This is a genomic window from Flavobacterium aquiphilum (genome assembly GCF_027111335.1).
Lineage (GTDB): Bacteria > Bacteroidota > Bacteroidia > Flavobacteriales > Flavobacteriaceae > Flavobacterium > Flavobacterium aquiphilum.
The window spans coordinates 1,047,884-1,066,075 of sequence record NZ_CP114288.1 but is presented as its reverse complement, the minus strand read 5'-3'; the positions used below and the strand labels follow the sequence as shown (position 1 = coordinate 1,066,075).

Genomic DNA, 18,192 nt, shown 5'->3' with positions numbered 1-18,192 from the left:
CAAACTCGTTGTTAATGACGATTTCATAATTCTTAACTTTATTAAAATTGTAGATTAGCTCCAAACATGAATGTTCTTGCCTGAGGATAAATTCCTTTATCTATTCCAAACACACCTCCACCAATTTCAGGATCATATCCTGTATATTTAGTAAGTGTAAACAAGTTCTCTCCAGTTAAGTAAAAACGTACTTTACTAGCCCCTATTTGTGAAACAACATTTGTTGGCAAAGAATAACCAAATTGAACTAATTTTAAACGTAAGTAATCCCCTTTTTCCAAGTAGAAATCAGACATTTTACCAAAGTTTCCATTAGTATCATTGTTGGTAAGTCTTGGATAATCATTTGATGTTCCTTCTCCTGTCCAACGGCTCATAGCCTCAGTTTGGTAGTTTGCATTTCCAACATCCAATCTGCGCAATCCTTGGAAAATTTTATTTCCGGCTGCTCCTTGAGTAAATGCCATGAAATCAAAGTTTTTATACGATAAATTCAAAGTCAATCCAAAAGTGTATTTTGGTATGTTGCTCCCCAAGAATTGTTTATCATTATCTGTAATAGAACCATTACCATCAGTATCTACCCAGCGGAAATCCCCAGGACGAGCATTTGGTTGGATTAAACCACCCGATGCATTTTTATATGCAGCAATTTCAGCCTCATTTTGAAAAATTCCTGCAGTTTTGAAACCATAAAATGAGTTGTAAGATTGACCAACTTGTGTTCTTGTAACAGCACCCATAGATTGGAAAGAAGCGTCACCAACAATATAATTTGTATCAGAAGCTACATAGGTCACTTCATTTTCTAAGTAAGCAAAGTTTGCATTAGCAGAAAAATTAAAATCTCCGAATTGTTTTCCATATCCTAACTCAACCTCTATACCCCTGTTTTCCATATCGGCAACGTTTCCAGTTGGATTATCTGTTACCCCTACATAACCAGGGATATTAATCGGACGTAAAATTCCGTTAGTTGCTTTCTTGTAAACATCAACAGTAAGACTTAAGTCATGAAACAATCTTGATTCAAATCCAATATTAGCTTGAGAAGTTTCTTCCCATCTCAAATCAGGATTATCCAAAGTAAGGTTTGCATAACCTGTAGTAATTGCACCAGTATTTCCGAAAGAGTAATTGTAACCTCCTTGCACTAAAGAAAGGTATCTGAAATCTGGTATTGCATCATTACCAACTACACCATAACCACCTCTAATTTTCAAGGTATTAATCACATCATTTTCTCCCCAAAAATCTTCTTTAGAAACTACCCATCCTAAATTGAATGATGGGAATACCCCAAATTTGTTATTTCCTCCAAAACGAGAAGATCCATCACGACGGATAATACCTGTAAACAAGTATCTTTCTTTAAAGTCGTAATTTACACGGGCAAATAAAGAGCTTAATTTATGCTGAGTCATGTCATAAGTAGAACTACTTCTGTCTGACTGCGGTATATCAAAGTTAAAAGAAGCATCACGATAATCTGTAATAGGCAAACCATACATTGTAGCTCCAGATCCACCACCAATATTGTCAACATAAGCACCTTGTCCTAGCAATACAGTAAAGTTATGGTCTCCGATAGAATTTGTATATGTAGCTGTATTTTCAACATTCCATGCAAAAGTGCTGTTTTCGCTTTGCGAATAATTATTTTTAAGTACGTTTACTGTAGCACTCAAATAGTAAACAGGTGTAAATCCTGTATAACCCCAATAAGCAACTTTACCTCCAAGTGTTGATCTTAATTTAAAATGTTTGGAAACATTTGCTTCTATATAAGCATTACCAACTAAATCATCTGACCAGTTGTATCCACCAAGTCTTGTCTTAACATAAGCTAAAGGATTTGTCATCTCTTGGCCAACCAATTGTGAAATTCCATAAGGATTTCCATAAGCATCACGAATTACAGGATTCGTGCTGTATGGCGCAGAATTAGCTATAACAGGATCTGTCACGATAACAGGAGTAATTGGATCCAAGTTAATTGCAGAACTCAATGGCCCTCCAAACTCACTATTTGTGTTACCAATACCTGTTGATTTTTGTCTTGTGAAACCTAAAGTTTGGCCAAAAGTGAAAACTTTAGATATGTGGTGAGTCGAGTTCAAACGGAAATTCTTTTTATCATAGTTTGAAATCTCAGACAAAACAATTCCCTCTTGATTTTGAAGTCCAAAAGAAGCATAAAAATTAGAAACATCACTTCCTCCACTAATGCTCAATTCATGTGAATAACGGAAAGCGTTAGTGTTAAAAATTTCTTTTTGCCAATCGGTACCTTTCCCTAAAGCAGAAAGATTTGGAAACAATACAGCTCCACCAGCGGCAGTTGATTTTTCGTTTAATAACGTACCATATTGCGTTGCATTCAACAAATCCAAAGTTTTTTCTGGAGATGAAACTCCTGCAAATCCGTTATAGTTAACAGTGATTTTTCCGGATTTCCCTTTTTTGGTTGTAACCAAAATTACACCCGTTGCTGCACGAGTTCCATAAATTGCTGCAGAAGCTGCATCTTTAAGAACCTCCATAGATTCGATGTCTGATTGATTTAAGAAACCAATTCCTCCTGCATCTACAACAACACCGTCTACAACCCAAAGTGGGTTATTTCCACCGTCACCAAAAGTAGTTATACCTCTAATACGGATAGTCGATGCTGAACCAGGCTGTCCTGAACTTGCAGCAATTGTAACCCCAGAAACCCTTCCTTGAAGAACTTGCTCAATACGGCCATTTGGAACTTTTTCGATATCTTTTGCTTTTACACTTGAAATCGCTCCGGTTACTACACTTTTCTTTTGGGTTCCATACCCTACAACAACAACCTCATTTAAGTCTTGTGAAGTAGAAAACATTTTTACTTGTAATTGTGTTCGCCCATTTATTGACTCTTGAATCGTTTTATATCCAATAAAACTGATTGTCAAAACTCCATCTTTCGGCGCCTTTATTTGGAACTTACCATCGAAGTCTGAAGCTTCCGATGTTTTTGTCCCCTTTAGAACAATAGTTGCCCCCGGAATAGGGGCTCCGTTTTCATCAATCACTTTTCCACTAATAGATACTTCCTGACCGTATCCATAAGATGAGAATAAGACCAACGAAATACAAAAAATAAACGTTTTTAATAATTTCATTTTTCTGATTATTTTGGTTAATTAATTAGTTATTTAATGCAATACTAAGGCTAAAATTTTTACATTGATAATTTTAAAATACTACAAAAACACATCAAATGTATAATTGACATATTACAAAAACACATCAAAAAAAAATTAAATATTTGATTATCAATTATATAAAATCAAAAAATAATTACTTAAAAAAATATTAATGGATAAAAAACCACTACAATTGGGATAAATTAGATACTTTAGCTTAAAATAGCTTAAAAACCACTAAAGTACAGCTTTGTAGTGGTATCTTATCCAAATAAAACATTCTCATTTTTAACAATAATTAAAAAATTTTAGGTATTTAAAATTACACTAATTATATGCAATCAATAAAATACAATAAATACCAATCTATGAAGTTGAATAGTTTTTTTTCACTATTTATAATGATCACTTTTTCATATAATTCTTTTGGACAGGTAAAAAAAATAGGTTTGCCCCATATTAAAAACTTCAATAGAATAGAATATAAAGGAGGAACCCAAAACTGGGATATAGATCAAGATAAAAATGGAAATATTTATTTCGGAAACAATGATGGTCTATTACAGTTTGACGGTTCAACCTGGAAAAAATACAAGGCAAAGAAATCTGATGCAATTAAATGTCTAAAAGTAGATCCATCGGGAAGAATATTTGTAGGCTGTTATAATGAGTTTGGTTATTTCAAAGCCAATTCAAATGGAAAACTAGAATACTTTTCCTTATCCGATTCACTAAATAAAAAGACGCTTAACAGAATAGACTTCATCTGGAAAATCCATCTTTTTAAAGACGAAGTTATTTTTCAATCTTTTGATGGAATTTTTATTTATAAGAACAACAAAATTAAAGTCATAAATGCACCCAAAAGATTTCAATTCTCATTTATGTCTAATTCCAGATTATACATTCAGGATATTTTTTCCGGAATCATGGAATATCGTAACGGAAAACTCACTTACCTTAAAGGATCAAACGCATTTAACAATGCCGAAATTTGGGGAATTATCGATTTGCATAAAAATGAATTATTGGCAACGACTTTAGATCGTGGATTATTCACACTGTCCAATAATAAGGTGACTCCATGGAACACCGAAGCCAATACATTTATCAAAAGAAATGGTTCTCTTGGATGTGTCCTTTACAAGAATAAATATATCGTAATCAATTCAGTACTTGACGGAATTATCGTTTGCAATCTTTCCGGAAATATTATACAACACATCAATCGCAATAAAGGACTCCAAAACAATACTGTCCTTAGTTCTTTTATTGACAGCAGCAACAACCTTTGGCTTGGATTGGATAACGGTATAACATATGTAAACGAAAATTCACTACTTACCTATTTTGGTTTTAGCTATAACCTTGGAACCGTATATTCCTCAGTTATACACAAGGGAAATTTATATGTTGCCACAAATCAGGGAGTTTTTTATCATCCATGGAGTACTGATTTCAAAGAAGGTTCTTTCAAACTTGTTGAAGGGACTACCGCCCAAGCCTGGAATGTACAATTAATAAATGGAGAGCTAATATGCGCCAGTAACAAAGGAGCATTGATCATCCAAGATGGTAAAATGATTAAAAATTTAGACCCTAATGGATATTTTAAGTTCAAATCAATCCCAAACAATCCTTCCTTCGTTATAGGTGCAAATTATGATGGATTCTCTGTATTCGAAAAGACAGCTTTAGGAATGAAATTCAGAAATAAAATAAAAGGCTTTAATAAATCGTCCAATGCATTTGAAATTGACGACGAGTATTTGTGGTTAAAAAAAGATCAATATATATACCAAATAAGTCTCAGCAAAGATCTAAAAAACACAAGTTCCATAAAAGCTTTTACTCGATTTTCTGAACAAAACCCTGGCATTGAAAGCCTTCAAAAAATAAACAACAAAGTCTATTTTCAATCAAACAATATATTTTATACCTACTCTACAGCACAAAACACTTTTATAAAAGACCAAACTATTAGCAGTCTATTCAAGTCTCTTCCTGAAATAAAAGAACTAACAGAAGATGCTAATGGAAATCTTTGGTATATATTCAATGAATCAATGGGTGCCATGATGAAAATTGGCAACAAATACAAACCTGTAATAGCTCCTTTATCAAACTTAACAGGCAACCTTGTGACAAATTATATGTCGATAAACACCATCGATTCCAAAAATACTTTTATAGGATTAACAGACGGACTAGCCCATTACGACTCTACTATTGAAAACAAAACAGCCGCAAAACCAAAAGCATTCATAAGAAGTTTTTCCTTTCCGGGTGACACCATAAATCTTGGAAATGGTCAAGAAAAAAACGAAGAATATAAATTACCATATTCGTCTAATCAAGTAAAATTTACATTTTCATCGCCTTCTTACGAAAATCTTGAAAATCTTGAATTTTCTTATCAGCTGGAAGGTTTTGATGAAAATTGGAGTGCTTGGTCCAATAGCGCCATAAAAGAATATACCAACCTAAAGGAAGGTAATTACAAAATGAAAGTACGGGTAAGAAACAGTTCCGGAATTGAATCAGACGAAAACTCAATTTCTTTCAGGGTTTACCCACCTTGGTATAGACATTCTTTAGCTTATTTATTCTATTTAATGATGGCTATTGCCTGCGTTTATTACATCCGCTTCACAATCAGGATGAAAATTAGAAAAAATAAACATTTTGAAACACTGGAACAACGTAGATTATATCTTGAAAAAGAAACCAAAATCAGACAGGAGCAATATGAATTGGAAAAAGAAATCGAAAAACTAGAAAATGAAAAACTTCAAATAAAAATCCTATCAAAAGACAAAGAACTAGTAAACAATACCTTACAAGTAGTAAAGAAAAACAAAATCCTAAATGGAATCATTCAAAAATTAAAAGACATAAATACAAGTTCATTTGATGAAGCAACCAAAGCTCAATTCACCAAATTAAACAGAAGTATTACCAAAGAAGTGAATACCGACAAAAGCTGGAAGGATTTGGAAAAACACCTCAAAAACGTGCATTTTGATTTCCTCAAAAAATTAAAAGAAAAACATCCAACAATTTCCCCTAGAGAGATGGATTTATCCACTTACTTATTGATGAACATGTCAACCAAAGAAATTGCCGAATATATGAATATATCAACCGGCGGAGTAGAACTGGCCAGATATCGATTAAGAAAAAAACTGGAATTAAACCAAAAAGAAAATTTAATTGGCTATTTGATGAGTATCAAATAAAAAAACTCCTTCGGGATTACCTGAAGGAGTTCTCTATTATTTTATAAATTCTAATGTTCGTTCCAAAGCCATTCCTCTCGAACCTTTGATAAGTATCATATTATTGTCAAACTTTTTATTTTTAATAGAATCTGAAAAAGCATCAAAATTTTCAAAGAAAGAAAAATTAGGTTGATTTACTTTATTCTGATAAAAGTCCTTTCCAACAAAATAACAATCAATATCATTTTGATTTAAAAGTAGATCAACAACCCCCTTATGCTCTAACAAACTCTCCTCGCCTAACTCAAACATATCGCCCAAGAAAACAATTTTATTTTTTTTATCTAAAAGAATAAAATTCTCGATCGCGACCTTCATACTACTCGGATTGGCATTATAAGCGTCCAAAATAATTTCATTTGTCCCTTTAGACATTAATTGTGATCTATTATTTTCTGGAATATATCCTTCCAATGCATTTTTAATATCGTTTTCAGCTACTCCAAAATAAGTTCCTATCGCAATTGCCGCATTAACATTATTTGCATTATACAAACCTATTAAATGAGTTATAACTACATTTTGCAAGTAAGCGACAGAAACAAAAGGATTGGCCTCTATTCGAGTAATATTCACGTCAGCCATATCTTTATTAACACCAAAAGAATATTGCTTCATCACTTTAGTTTTATCAACTTGAATCGGATCTTCAAGATTAACAAAAGCTAGTTTATCATTATTTGAAAGATACTGATACATTTCACTTTTCCCCTTAATTACACCTTCAACACCTCCAAACCCCTCAAGGTGTGCTTTTCCAAAATTGGTGATATATCCGTAATCCGGCTGTGCGATGCCACATAAAAATTCAATTTCCTTTTGATGATTGGCGCCCATTTCCACAATACCCATTTCAGTCTGATCATTAAAGGACAATAATGTCAAAGGAACTCCAATGTGATTATTTAAATTCCCAATAGTCGCCTTGGTTTTAAATTTTTTAGAAAGCACTACGTTAATCAATTCTTTGGTAGTTGTTTTACCATTACTTCCTGTAAGAGCTATTATTGGTAATTTCAAATAATTTCTATGATATTTTGCCAATTCTTGCAAAGCAACCAAACTGTTTTCAACCAAAACAGTTCTTTCATCAATAAAATACTTTTTATTGTCTATTACCACAAAAGAAGCCCCCTTTTCAAGTGCTTCTTTGGCAAAAGTATTGGCATCAAAGTTGTCCCCCTTTATCGCTACAAAAAATGAATTTTTCTCAATTTTGCGTGTGTCAATTGAAACCGAATTGCATTTCAAAAACAAACTATGAATGTATTGAATATCCATATAAAAAATAGTTTAAAAAATAAAAGCCCTAATGAAAGGGCTTTTATTGTATAGTATTATAAAAAAATTAATTTCTTGGTGATTTTCTTGTGTTTGATTTAGAACCTACTCTAGACATAGCACATCTAAATCCGATGTAATCTGTAGCCATATCTTGAGGGAAGAATCTTCTTTGCGCAGGATCCAACCAGTAAGCTCTATCTCTCCAAGAACCTCCTTTGTATACACGAACTGCGTCGTTGATCAAAGTTGTTCTTTTACTTGACTTATCATATTTTCTATCCAAATGTCCTAAACTATCAATTTTTACATTGTGTTTTGGAGCATTATACATGATTTCTTTGTCCGAAGTTCCTTTATCAGCATCACCTGTAGCAAACTTATAATATTTACTAGATTGCTTATCACCATCTCTGTAGTTAATATTATTACTTGTACTAAAGTTTTGTCTCAAATAAGTTTCATTATCATCAACTGGAACTTGAGCAATTTCACCTGGCAAAGCAATCGGAACCAATTTACCATTGCTTAATGTATCATAAGCAACATTTTTATTAGTGATAACTTCAATTTTACCGTCTTTACCGATTTTATTTTTAGTATAAACGTTTCCTCTGAAATAGTTAAAATCATTAGTTTCTACATCAACGATAGGTCTGTAAACATCAGCAACCCATTCAGCTACGTTACCTGCCATATCGTATAATCCAAAGTCATTTGCAGGATAGCTTTTTACAGCATTTGTAATATCCGCACCATCATCTGACCAACCTGCTATTCCTCCGTAATCTCCATTACCTTGTTTGAAGTTAGCCAATTGGAAACCTTTATTTGATCTTTTTCCAGAACGAGTATAGCTTCCAGACCAAGGATATTTCTTTTGTCCTTTGTAGATATTATATTCTCTTTGTCCAACATCCGCTGCTGCAGCATATTCCCACTCTGATTCTGTAGGAAGTCTGTATTCTGGCAATAAAATTCCTGAAGATCTTTGTGCATATACATTTTTCTCTTCTGCTACATTACCATTTTTATCTGGTTTTCCAGGTCTTTTAGAATGCCCTCTTCCTTTTAAAAGGATCTCTTCGTTTCCTCCGTATGTCAATGTAGGAGCAGCCAAATAAGTTTCGCTATTGAAATTATTTTCAGCGGAAACATCAACAGTTTTGGCATTTCTCTTTAAATACCCATTTTTTTCCAAAACAGCTTCATTCACACGATCAGTTCTCCACTTACTGAATTCTACAGCCTGCACCCAGTTTACCCCTACAACAGGATAGTTGGCATAAGCAGGATGTCTTAAATAGTTATTGGTCATTGTTTCGTTATAACCTAATCTATTTCTCCAAACAAGTGTATCAGGAGAAGCTCCTTCGTAAATGTTTTTATAGTTTTCTTCTGTTGGTGGATAAACCTTTTTCAACCATTCAAGGTATTCAAGATACATTAAGTTCGTAACTTCCGTTTCATCCATATAGAAAGACATAACGTGTTGTTGATTTGGAACGTTATTCCAATCATGCATTACATCGTCCTGAACCAATCCTCTCGTAAAAGTTCCTCCTTCTATAAAAACAAGTCCTGGTCCGGTTTCTTGATTCTTATGGGCAATTCCTTTTGTAAAACCGCCTTTAGAACTGTTTACATTCCAACCAGTACCTCTCGAAGTACTTTCGGATTTAGATTTTTTGCTACAACTAGCTAATCCTAATACCAATGCGAGGGTTAGCATTATCTTTAGGGGGATAGTTTTGTTTACTTTCATAGTTTCTAGTAGGTGATTATTAAAATTTAGGTAGCGCAATGTAATAATTAAACATTAAATCGCAAAACCCATTTCAATTTTAATTTGTAATGTTTTAACAACTGATGTAATAAAAACGCAAAAATAAATTTTTTATTATACAAAACAAGAAAAACGAATTTAATATTTTTTTATTTAATTTTAACATTCTTTAACAACGTATTTTAGTGCCAATTCTGATGAAAAACCTTGTGTTTCGTTTTATTCTTTTATTCCCGATTTTAACTTTTGCCCAAATAAAAGGAGACATAACAATTGATTGGATTACAAACAATTCCACAAACCAAAACACAAAATCCCAAACTCCTCTTTTCAAAGGGGATAGTTATTTTTACGATAGCTATCACCAATCTCTTTATTACAATTTAAACCTAAAAAACACCTCGGATTTAGACGAAAAAAACATTCAAATTTCCAATGTTGTTTATGAAACCATGACAACACCTGATCTTGGAAATTTGAACATTTCAGCTATCCCTTCCAACATAAAATCGACATTATACTCTATAAGATCAAGGAATATTATTCAAAATTTCCTTCGAATATCTCCCATAATCAAAGAAGTTTCCGGTTACAAAAGAATAAAATCCTTTTCATACAGCATAAATATTGGGTCCTCAAAAAAAATTATTTCAAATAAAAACAAAGCAAGTATCACAAATTCTGTTTTAGCATCAGGGGATTGGTATCGTTTTTACATCGAAAAGTCCGGTGTTTATAAAATTTCGAAAAACTTTTTACAAGATTTAGGAATTAATTTAAATGGAATTGACCCAAAAAAAATTAAGATTTATGGTAATGGCGGCAAAATGTTACCTCTGACTAATAACACTTTTTATCCGTCAGATTTAACCGAAAATGCAATTCAAATTCAAGGTGAAAGTGACGGAGTTTTCAATGATAATGATTATATATTGTTTTATGGAGAAGGTATATATAATTGGAATGACGAAAGTCAAACCAACCTTAATTTATACGATTCAAAATCCTATTATTATATAACTATAGGTCAAGACAATGGAAAAAGAATTCAAAATATAACAGAGCCAACATCTGCAAGCACATTAAACATCTCAACATTTGACGATTATCAATTTCATGAAGTCGATCTAACAAATATTGCTCAAGTTGGACGGCAATGGGTTGGCGAATCATTCGATATTAATCAAGACCAAGAATTCGCATTCGATTTCCCAAACATTGACACTTCAGCCCCCGTTAAATTAAATACACTATTAGCATCTGCAGCTTATACCCCAACTTCATTTAAGGTTTTAGCCAACGGACTTGAAGTAGGCAATGTTTCATTTTCTGCATTAAACACCAGTTCAGACATTCAATATTTCAATGCTTCTCTTCCTGGCAACACCACTTTCACAGGATCTTCAAACATAAAAATCAAATTATCTTACAATAACAATGGAGTTCCCGGCTCCAAAGGATTTCTGGATTACATACAATTAAAAGCAAAAAGTAAATTGCAGGGATTCGGGAAACAATTTCATTTTCAATATGATCTTTCGAATTCAAGTCTAGGAATAATATCCTATAATTTTTCAAACGCTACTGGTATTTCCCAAATCTGGGACATTACCGATATTTACAATGTATCTAAAAAAGACAACAACAACCAAAGCTCATTTACTTTGAAGGCTAATCTCGGAGAGCTTAAAAAATATATAGCTATTGATTCAAACGACTATTACTTACCATTAAAAGAAACCAAATCAAAAATTGCCAACACTAATATAAAAGGAACTATTTTTAGAAACACACAAGGTCAATTTCAAGATATTGATTATATAATTATCACTCCTGAAACCTTAAGATCCCAAGCAGAAAAACTTGCTAATTTCCATAAAACAAATAGCAACTTAAATGTAAAAGTAATTACTCTCGAATCGATCTATCAGGAATTTTCTTCAGGAAAACAAGACATTGCTGCTATTAGAAACTGTATTAAATACATTTACAATAACGCTTCTTCAATAGACAAGCAAGTACAATATGTCAATCTATTCGGCGATGCCTCATTTGACTATAAAAAAAGAACAACCAACAATACCAACATTGTACCTATATATGAATCATTAATCAGCAATACTATTGGCGAAGCATCATTTGCTTCAGATGACTTTTATTGCCTAATGGATGATTCCGAAGGAAACATCACCACAAATTACGGCGGAGCAGACATTGCCGTTGGTAGAATGCTAGTCAACAACAATATGCAAGCCGAAGAAATGATCAATAAAATCATCGAATATCACGATAAAAAAGCTTACGGAAACTGGAGAACTAACTACATTTCGCTTTCTGACGACTCAGATAAATCATCGGATACTTCTTTACAATCAAGACAAAACACTCTTGCCGATGAAATCACAGCCCAAAAACCCTTTCTAAATGTTTCTAAAATATTTTTAGACTCTTATACACAAGAAGCTTCAGCCGGCGGAGAAAGATATCCTAAAGCAAAATCCGAATTTTACAACGAATTTGAAAAAGGAGCATTAGTATTCAACTATTTAGGTCACGGTGGAGAAGACGGCCTTGCAAGCGAAAGAATTTGGGATAAAGCTGATAGCCAAAGTTTGGTCAATCAGTACAAATACCCTCTATTTATTACAATTACATGTGATTTTTCCCGTTTCGATAATCCCACAAGACCTACAGCCGGAGAGTACATCTATTGGAACCCAAAAGGCGGAGCTATTTCATTGGTATCTACAATTCGTTCAATTGGACAGTTTAGCGCCGAAAACTTTAATGACACTTTTGCAAAAAATCTATTATCGTATGGTTCCAACCAATATGTATCAATGGCCGAAGCTTTAAGAATTTCCAAAAACGAAAACCCGAACAGTGCGACAAACGTAATTCTCTATCTTGGAGATCCTGCAATATTCCTTGCGATCCCTAAACCAAAAGTCGTATTAACCAAAGTAAATGACATTCCTATTACCCAATCAATTCCCGATTTTAAATCATTGGCAAAAATGAAAATTTCAGGAGAAATCATCGATGAGAACAACCAACCACTAACCAATTTCAACGGGGTTCTATCATCTGTTTTATTTGATAAAAAAATAACCAAAAGCACTTTAAATAACGATGGTTATAGCCCCGCCATGAATTTCACAACTTTAGGCGAAGCTATTTTTAGAGGAAACGCTTCTATTACAAATGGGCAATTTGAATATAATTTTATCGTACCAAAAGACATTCGAATTCCGTTAGACAATGGAAAACTGAGCTTTTACGCCAAAAAAAACGAATCTCTAGAAGATTTTACTGGTTATGATACCACAATTAAAATAGGAGGCGTTAACGAAAATGCAGTTGCGGACAATAATAGTCCAAAAGTGAAGTTATATATGAATGATGAAACTTTTGTTTCAGGAGGTATAAGCAATAGTTCCTCAATCCTAATTGCTTATATGGAAGATGAAAGCGGTATCAACACAGCTGGTGGAATCGGTCATGATATTGTAGCTGTGTTAGATGGTGAAGTCGCCAATCCATTTATTTTGAATGATTATTATCAAACTGAATTGGATAATTTCACAAAAGGAAGCCTACATTTTCCTTTCCGAAATTTAAAAGCCGGAGTGCACACCCTTACTTTTACAGTTTGGGACGTTTATAACAATGCGACAACATCTGAAATTCAATTTTTGGTAGTTGGAGACGAATCAATTTCTCTAACAAATGTTTTGAACTATCCTAATCCTTGTGTAAATTACACAGAATTTTGGTTTACACATAACAAACCAAATGAACCATTAGATGTTCAAGTTCAGGTTATGACGATAACGGGAAAAGTGGTTTGGACAAAAAATCAAACCATTACAACCCAAGGTTTTTTATCACGAGAAATAACATGGGACACTCGGGATGATTTTGGAAATAGAATTGGTAAAGGAGTCTATGTCTACAAATTAACAGTAAAAGCGACCCTTACTAATAGAAAGGCTGAAAAATACGAAAAGCTTGTGATTCTTTAATAATATAGTATCTTTATACCGATTAATTTTTTCTTAAAATAATGAAAAGAACAACTTTACTTATTGCATTTTTGCTCTCACTTAATTTTATTCAGGCACAGGAAAGCATAATCACTACTGCCGTTCCCTTTCTTTTAGTAGCGGCAGATGCCCGATCAGCTGGTATGGGGGACAATGGTGTAGCAACATCAACAGATGCTTTTTCACAACAATGGAACCCTTCAAAATACACATTTGCTACTGACCAACAAGGATTTGCTGTAAGTTACACTCCTTATTTAACTGATTTAGTAAATGATATTTCATTAGCCCAAATAACATACTATAATAGATATAGCGACAAAAGCTCTTTTGCTGGTAGTTTTCGTTATTTTGGTTTAGGAGATATAGAATTACGACAAGATTTTGACAGCCCAGCACTAATAGTATCTCCAAATGAATTTGCTTTTGATCTTTCTTACTCTCTAAAGCTAAGTGAAAAATTTTCTATGGCCGTAGCAGGTAGATTCATAAATTCAAATCTAAAAGTAGCTACTGAAAATAATGACTCATCTTCATCAAGCAGCTTTGCAGTGGATGTAGCCGGATTTTTCCAATCAGAAGAAATTGCATACAGAGATTTCAACGGAAGATGGAGAGCTGGATTTAATTTACAGAATATGGGGCCAAAAATGAGTTATGACAATGATGATCTAAATAACAACTTTTTACCAGCTAACATGAGATTGGGAGGAGGTTTTGATTTTATTTTGGACGAATACAATAAAATTGCAGTCAATTTAGAATTAAGTAAATTAATGGTTCCAACCCCACAAAGTTCAGATTTAAATGGAGATGGAACAATCACTTCAGAAGAAGAACGACAAAATAGCGACAATTACCGATCTATAGGTTGGTTCTCAGGAATGCTTCACTCATTTACAGATGCACCTGGCGGTTTTAGTGAAGAATTAAAAGAAGTAACCTATTCCCTGGGATCGGAATACGTTTATCAAGATTCCTTTTCGTTTCGTGCAGGATATTTCTATGAAAGCCCGGACAAAGGAGCAAGAGAGTTTTTCTCCCTTGGAGCAGGCTTTAAATACACTTCTCTAAAAATTGATGTTTCCTACTTATTTTCAGCTTCGAAAGTCCAAAATCCTTTGGAGAACACATTACGCTTCTCTTTGACGTTTAATTTTGGAAATAAATACGAAAACTATTAAACTTCATATTCCGTACAAAAGCAAAAATCCAAACTTCATTTACTTTGAAATTGGATTTTTTGCTTTTATTTAAGTACATTTCCCCTATATTAAAAGATTCAACTAATGAAAGAAATTACAATCGCTTCGAAAATTACCGTTTTTGAAACCATTCAAGAACTCCCTTTAGTTGAACAAAACTTAATGTCAAAAGCAATCGAGGCCAGAGAAAAAGCATACGCCCCCTATTCCAAATTTAGAGTAGGAGCTGCAATTCTTTTGGACAATGGCGAAATTGTTATTGGCTCCAATCAAGAAAATGCTGCTTACCCCTCTGGTCTTTGTGCGGAACGGGTTGCTATTTTTCAGGCAGGAAGCCTCTATCCGGAAGCAATTATACAAAAAGTAGCTATAACCGCCGCTTCTGACAACAATAAAACAACCACTCCTGTTCCTCCATGCGGAGCATGCAGACAATCCATCGCAGAATATGAAGTTCGACAAGAAACCCCCATTGAAATATATTATATGGGAGAAACAGGTCCGATTCATTACTCGACATCCCTAAAAAATCTGCTCCCTTTTATGTTTGAAAAAAATTTACTTTAAAAAAAGACTAAAATTTAGCTTTTAAATTTTAGTTCTTAGTAGGAATGTCTTAATTTTGCATCCCGACGCCTTCGGGGCGCAAATTTGTGGTGAGGAAACTATTTTGCGTTACTAGGTCATTAATTGATAATACAATAACACTTAAGCAAAAGAATTATTTCAATGAAAGAAGTTACAAAAGAAGTTTATTTGAAGTGGTATGAAGACATGCTATTTTGGAGAAAGTTTGAAGACAAACTTGCGGCATTATACATCCAACAAAAAGTTAGAGGCTTTCTACACCTATATAACGGTCAAGAAGCAGTCTTAGCTGGTGCTTTGCATGCTATGGATTTGACAAAAGACAAAATGATTACTGCCTATAGAAATCACGTTCAACCTATCGGTATGGGCGTTGACCCTAGACGTGTTATGGCTGAGCTTTTAGGAAAAGCAACAGGAACATCAAAAGGTATGGGTGGATCAATGCACATCTTCTCCAAAGAACACCGTTTTTATGGTGGACACGGAATTGTAGGTGGGCAAATTCCATTGGGTGCTGGTTTAGCATTTGGTGACAAATATAACGGAACCGGTGGAGTTACATTAACTTATTTCGGTGACGGAGCTGCTCGTCAAGGTTCTTTACACGAAGCTTTCAATATGGCTATGTTATGGAAACTTCCTGTTGTTTTTATCGTTGAAAACAATGGATATGCGATGGGAACTTCAGTTGAAAGAACTGCTAACCATACTGATATTTGGAAATTAGGACTTGGTTACGAAATGCCTTGCGGACCAGTTGATGGAATGAACCCTGTAAAAGTTGCTGAAGCGATGACTGAAGCAATTGAAAGAGCAAGACGTGGTGACGGACCTACTTTCCTTGAAATGAAAACATACCGTTACAGAGGACACTCAATGTCTGATGCACAATTATATCGTTCAAAAGAAGAGGTTGAAGAATACAAAAAAATCGATCCAATCACTCAAGTTTTAGACGTGATTTTAGATCAAAAATATGCTACACAAGAAGAAGTAGAAGTAATCGACCAAAGAGTAAAAGATTACGTTGAAGAATGTGCTCAATTTGCTGAAGAATCTCCTTATCCGGAAATTCAACAACTATACGATGTAGTGTACGAACAAGAAAACTATCCATTCACACCTCATAAATTATAAATCAAATTATGGCAACAATTGTAACAATGCCTCGCTTGAGCGATACTATGACTGAAGGAACGGTAGCAGCTTGGCTTAAAAAAGTAGGTGATAAAGTAAGCGAAGGTGATATCTTGGCCGAAATCGAAACCGACAAAGCAACAATGGAATTTGAATCCTTCAACGAAGGAACACTTTTATATATTGGAATCCCAGAAGGAGAAACTGCTCCAGTAGATTCTCTTTTAGCAATTATCGGAAAAGAAGGCGAAGATGTATCTGCTTTAATCGCAGGGGGTACAGCCCCAGCTGCTCCGGCATCGACTCCGGCAGCAGAAGCAAAAGCTCCTGAAGCAGCACCAGTTGCAGCTCCAGCAACCGAACTTCCAAAAGGAGTTGTAGTGGTAACAATGCCTCGTTTGAGTGACACTATGACTGAGGGTACTGTTGCTTCTTGGTTGAAAAAAGTAGGAGATAAAGTTGCTGAAGGTGATATCCTTGCTGAAATCGAAACTGATAAAGCTACAATGGAATTCGAATCTTTCAACGAAGGAACTTTATTATTCATCGGAATTCAAGAAGGAAATACAGCACCAGTAGATAGTCTTTTGGCTATCATTGGACCTGCAGGAACAGATATTAGCGGAATCGCAGAAAACTATAAAGCAGGTGGAGCTGCTCCAGCTGCAGCAAAAGAAGAAACTAAAGCTGCTCCAGCTGAAAAAGCTGCAGAACCAGTTGAAACTGTTGTTGATGGAAAAAGAATCTTAGCTTCACCATTAGCTAAAAAAATCGCTAGTGACAAAGGAATTCAATTAACACAAGTAAAAGGAAGCGGTGAAAACGGACGTATCGTAAAAAGCGATATCGAAAACTTCACTCCTGCATCTGCACCAGCTGCAAAAGCTCCGGAAGCTGTAAAAACAGAAGCTCCAAAAGTATTTGTGCCTGCTGGAGAAGTTTACACAGAAGAAATCAAAAATTCGCAAATGCGTAAAATCATTGCGAAGCGTTTGGCTGAATCATTGTTTACTGCACCTCATTACAACCTTGTAATTGAAGTTACAATGGACGAGGCAATGCAATCAAGAACAGCTATCAATAGCCTTCCTGATACCAAAGTATCTTTCAATGATATGGTAATCAAAGCCTGTGCATTGGCATTGAAAAAACACCCAAAAATCAATTCACAATGGAAAGAAGATGCTATCATCATCAACCATCACGTGAACATCGGAGTTGCTGTAGCTGTTGAAGACGGATTAGTAGTTCCTGTTTTAAAATTCACTGACGCAATGAGCCTATCTCAAATTGGAGCAAGCGTTAGAGACTTGGCTGGAAGAGCTAAAAACAAAAAACTGGGACCTGCTGAAATGGAGGGAAGTACCTTTACAGTTTCTAACCTTGGAATGTTTGGAATCACTGAATTCAACTCTATCATCAACCAACCAAACTCTGCTATCCTTTCAGTAGGTGCTATTGTAGAGAAACCGGTAGTAAAAAATGGTCAGATAGTAGTTGGAAACACAATGATGCTTTCATTAGCTTGTGACCACCGTACAATTGACGGAGCAACTGGCGCGCAGTTTTTGCAAACATTAAAACAATACATCGAAAATCCAGTAACTATGCTTGCATAAACACTCGATTTTAATATTTAAAAATCCCGTTTAGTTTCTAAGCGGGATTTTTTTTCTACAATATTCATTA

9 protein-coding genes are annotated in these 18,192 nt (G+C 34.3%); 6 read left to right on the top strand and 3 right to left on the bottom strand.

The window, feature by feature from the left end:
• Positions 1-41 precede the first annotated feature (41 nt).
• On the bottom strand, positions 42-3,152 hold the full coding sequence (locus tag OZP12_RS04400; protein WP_281227838.1) for a SusC/RagA family TonB-linked outer membrane protein: 3,111 nt from the start codon (positions 3,150-3,152) through the stop codon (positions 42-44).
• Between the two features lie 359 nt (positions 3,153-3,511).
• On the opposite strand from OZP12_RS04400, the gene OZP12_RS04395 reads away from it, so the two are divergent.
• Complete coding sequence (locus OZP12_RS04395) at positions 3,512-6,415, top strand: triple tyrosine motif-containing protein (RefSeq protein ID WP_281227837.1); 2,904 nt, start codon at positions 3,512-3,514, stop codon at positions 6,413-6,415.
• Positions 6,416-6,451: 36 nt separating this feature from the next.
• On the opposite strand, the gene OZP12_RS04390 is transcribed toward OZP12_RS04395, so the two are convergent.
• Complete coding sequence (locus OZP12_RS04390) at positions 6,452-7,738, bottom strand: UDP-N-acetylmuramoyl-tripeptide--D-alanyl-D-alanine ligase (protein WP_281227836.1); 1,287 nt, start codon at positions 7,736-7,738, stop codon at positions 6,452-6,454.
• 67 nt (positions 7,739-7,805) lie between these two features.
• A complete protein-coding gene (gene gldJ, locus OZP12_RS04385; protein WP_281227835.1) occupies positions 7,806-9,503 on the bottom strand; it encodes a gliding motility lipoprotein GldJ in 1,698 nt (565 codons plus the stop codon).
• A 218-nt stretch (positions 9,504-9,721) separates the two neighbouring features.
• Between gldJ and porU the strand changes: the two genes are divergently transcribed.
• The 5 genes from porU to OZP12_RS04360 all read left to right on the top strand — a co-directional run bounded on the left by porU (position 9,722) and on the right by OZP12_RS04360 (position 18,122).
• Entirely contained in the window at positions 9,722-13,549 is a 3,828-nt protein-coding gene (gene porU / locus OZP12_RS04380) for a type IX secretion system sortase PorU (protein ID WP_281227834.1), read from the top strand.
• Positions 13,550-13,590: 41 nt separating this feature from the next.
• Positions 13,591-14,754, top strand: a complete 1,164-nt coding sequence (porV, locus tag OZP12_RS04375; protein WP_281227833.1) for a type IX secretion system outer membrane channel protein PorV — start codon at positions 13,591-13,593, stop codon at positions 14,752-14,754.
• Positions 14,755-14,859: 105 nt separating this feature from the next.
• A complete protein-coding gene (gene cdd / locus OZP12_RS04370; protein WP_281227832.1) occupies positions 14,860-15,342 on the top strand; it encodes a cytidine deaminase in 483 nt (160 codons plus the stop codon).
• Positions 15,343-15,504: 162 nt separating this feature from the next.
• A complete protein-coding gene (gene pdhA / locus OZP12_RS04365; protein WP_281227831.1) occupies positions 15,505-16,503 on the top strand; it encodes a pyruvate dehydrogenase (acetyl-transferring) E1 component subunit alpha in 999 nt (332 codons plus the stop codon).
• Between the two features lie 8 nt (positions 16,504-16,511).
• Positions 16,512-18,122: a dihydrolipoyl dehydrogenase family protein gene (locus OZP12_RS04360; protein WP_281227830.1), complete on the top strand. Its 1,611-nt coding sequence runs from the start codon at positions 16,512-16,514 to the stop codon at positions 18,120-18,122.
• Positions 18,123-18,192 lie beyond the last annotated feature (70 nt).

Excerpts from the sequence above, each read along its gene's own strand:
- OZP12_RS04400 (WP_281227838.1), bottom strand. The coding sequence starts at position 3,152 with ATGAAATTATTAAAAACGTTTATTTTTTGTATTTCGTTGGTCTTATTC.
- OZP12_RS04395 (WP_281227837.1), top strand. The coding sequence starts at position 3,512 with ATGCAATCAATAAAATACAATAAATACCAATCTATGAAGTTGAATAGT.
- OZP12_RS04390 (WP_281227836.1), bottom strand. The coding sequence starts at position 7,738 with ATGGATATTCAATACATTCATAGTTTGTTTTTGAAATGCAATTCGGTT.
- gldJ (WP_281227835.1), bottom strand. The coding sequence starts at position 9,503 with ATGAAAGTAAACAAAACTATCCCCCTAAAGATAATGCTAACCCTCGCA.
- porU (WP_281227834.1), top strand. The coding sequence starts at position 9,722 with ATGAAAAACCTTGTGTTTCGTTTTATTCTTTTATTCCCGATTTTAACT.
- porV (WP_281227833.1), top strand. The coding sequence starts at position 13,591 with ATGAAAAGAACAACTTTACTTATTGCATTTTTGCTCTCACTTAATTTT.
- cdd (WP_281227832.1), top strand. The coding sequence starts at position 14,860 with ATGAAAGAAATTACAATCGCTTCGAAAATTACCGTTTTTGAAACCATT.
- pdhA (WP_281227831.1), top strand. The coding sequence starts at position 15,505 with ATGAAAGAAGTTACAAAAGAAGTTTATTTGAAGTGGTATGAAGACATG.
- OZP12_RS04360 (WP_281227830.1), top strand. The coding sequence starts at position 16,512 with ATGGCAACAATTGTAACAATGCCTCGCTTGAGCGATACTATGACTGAA.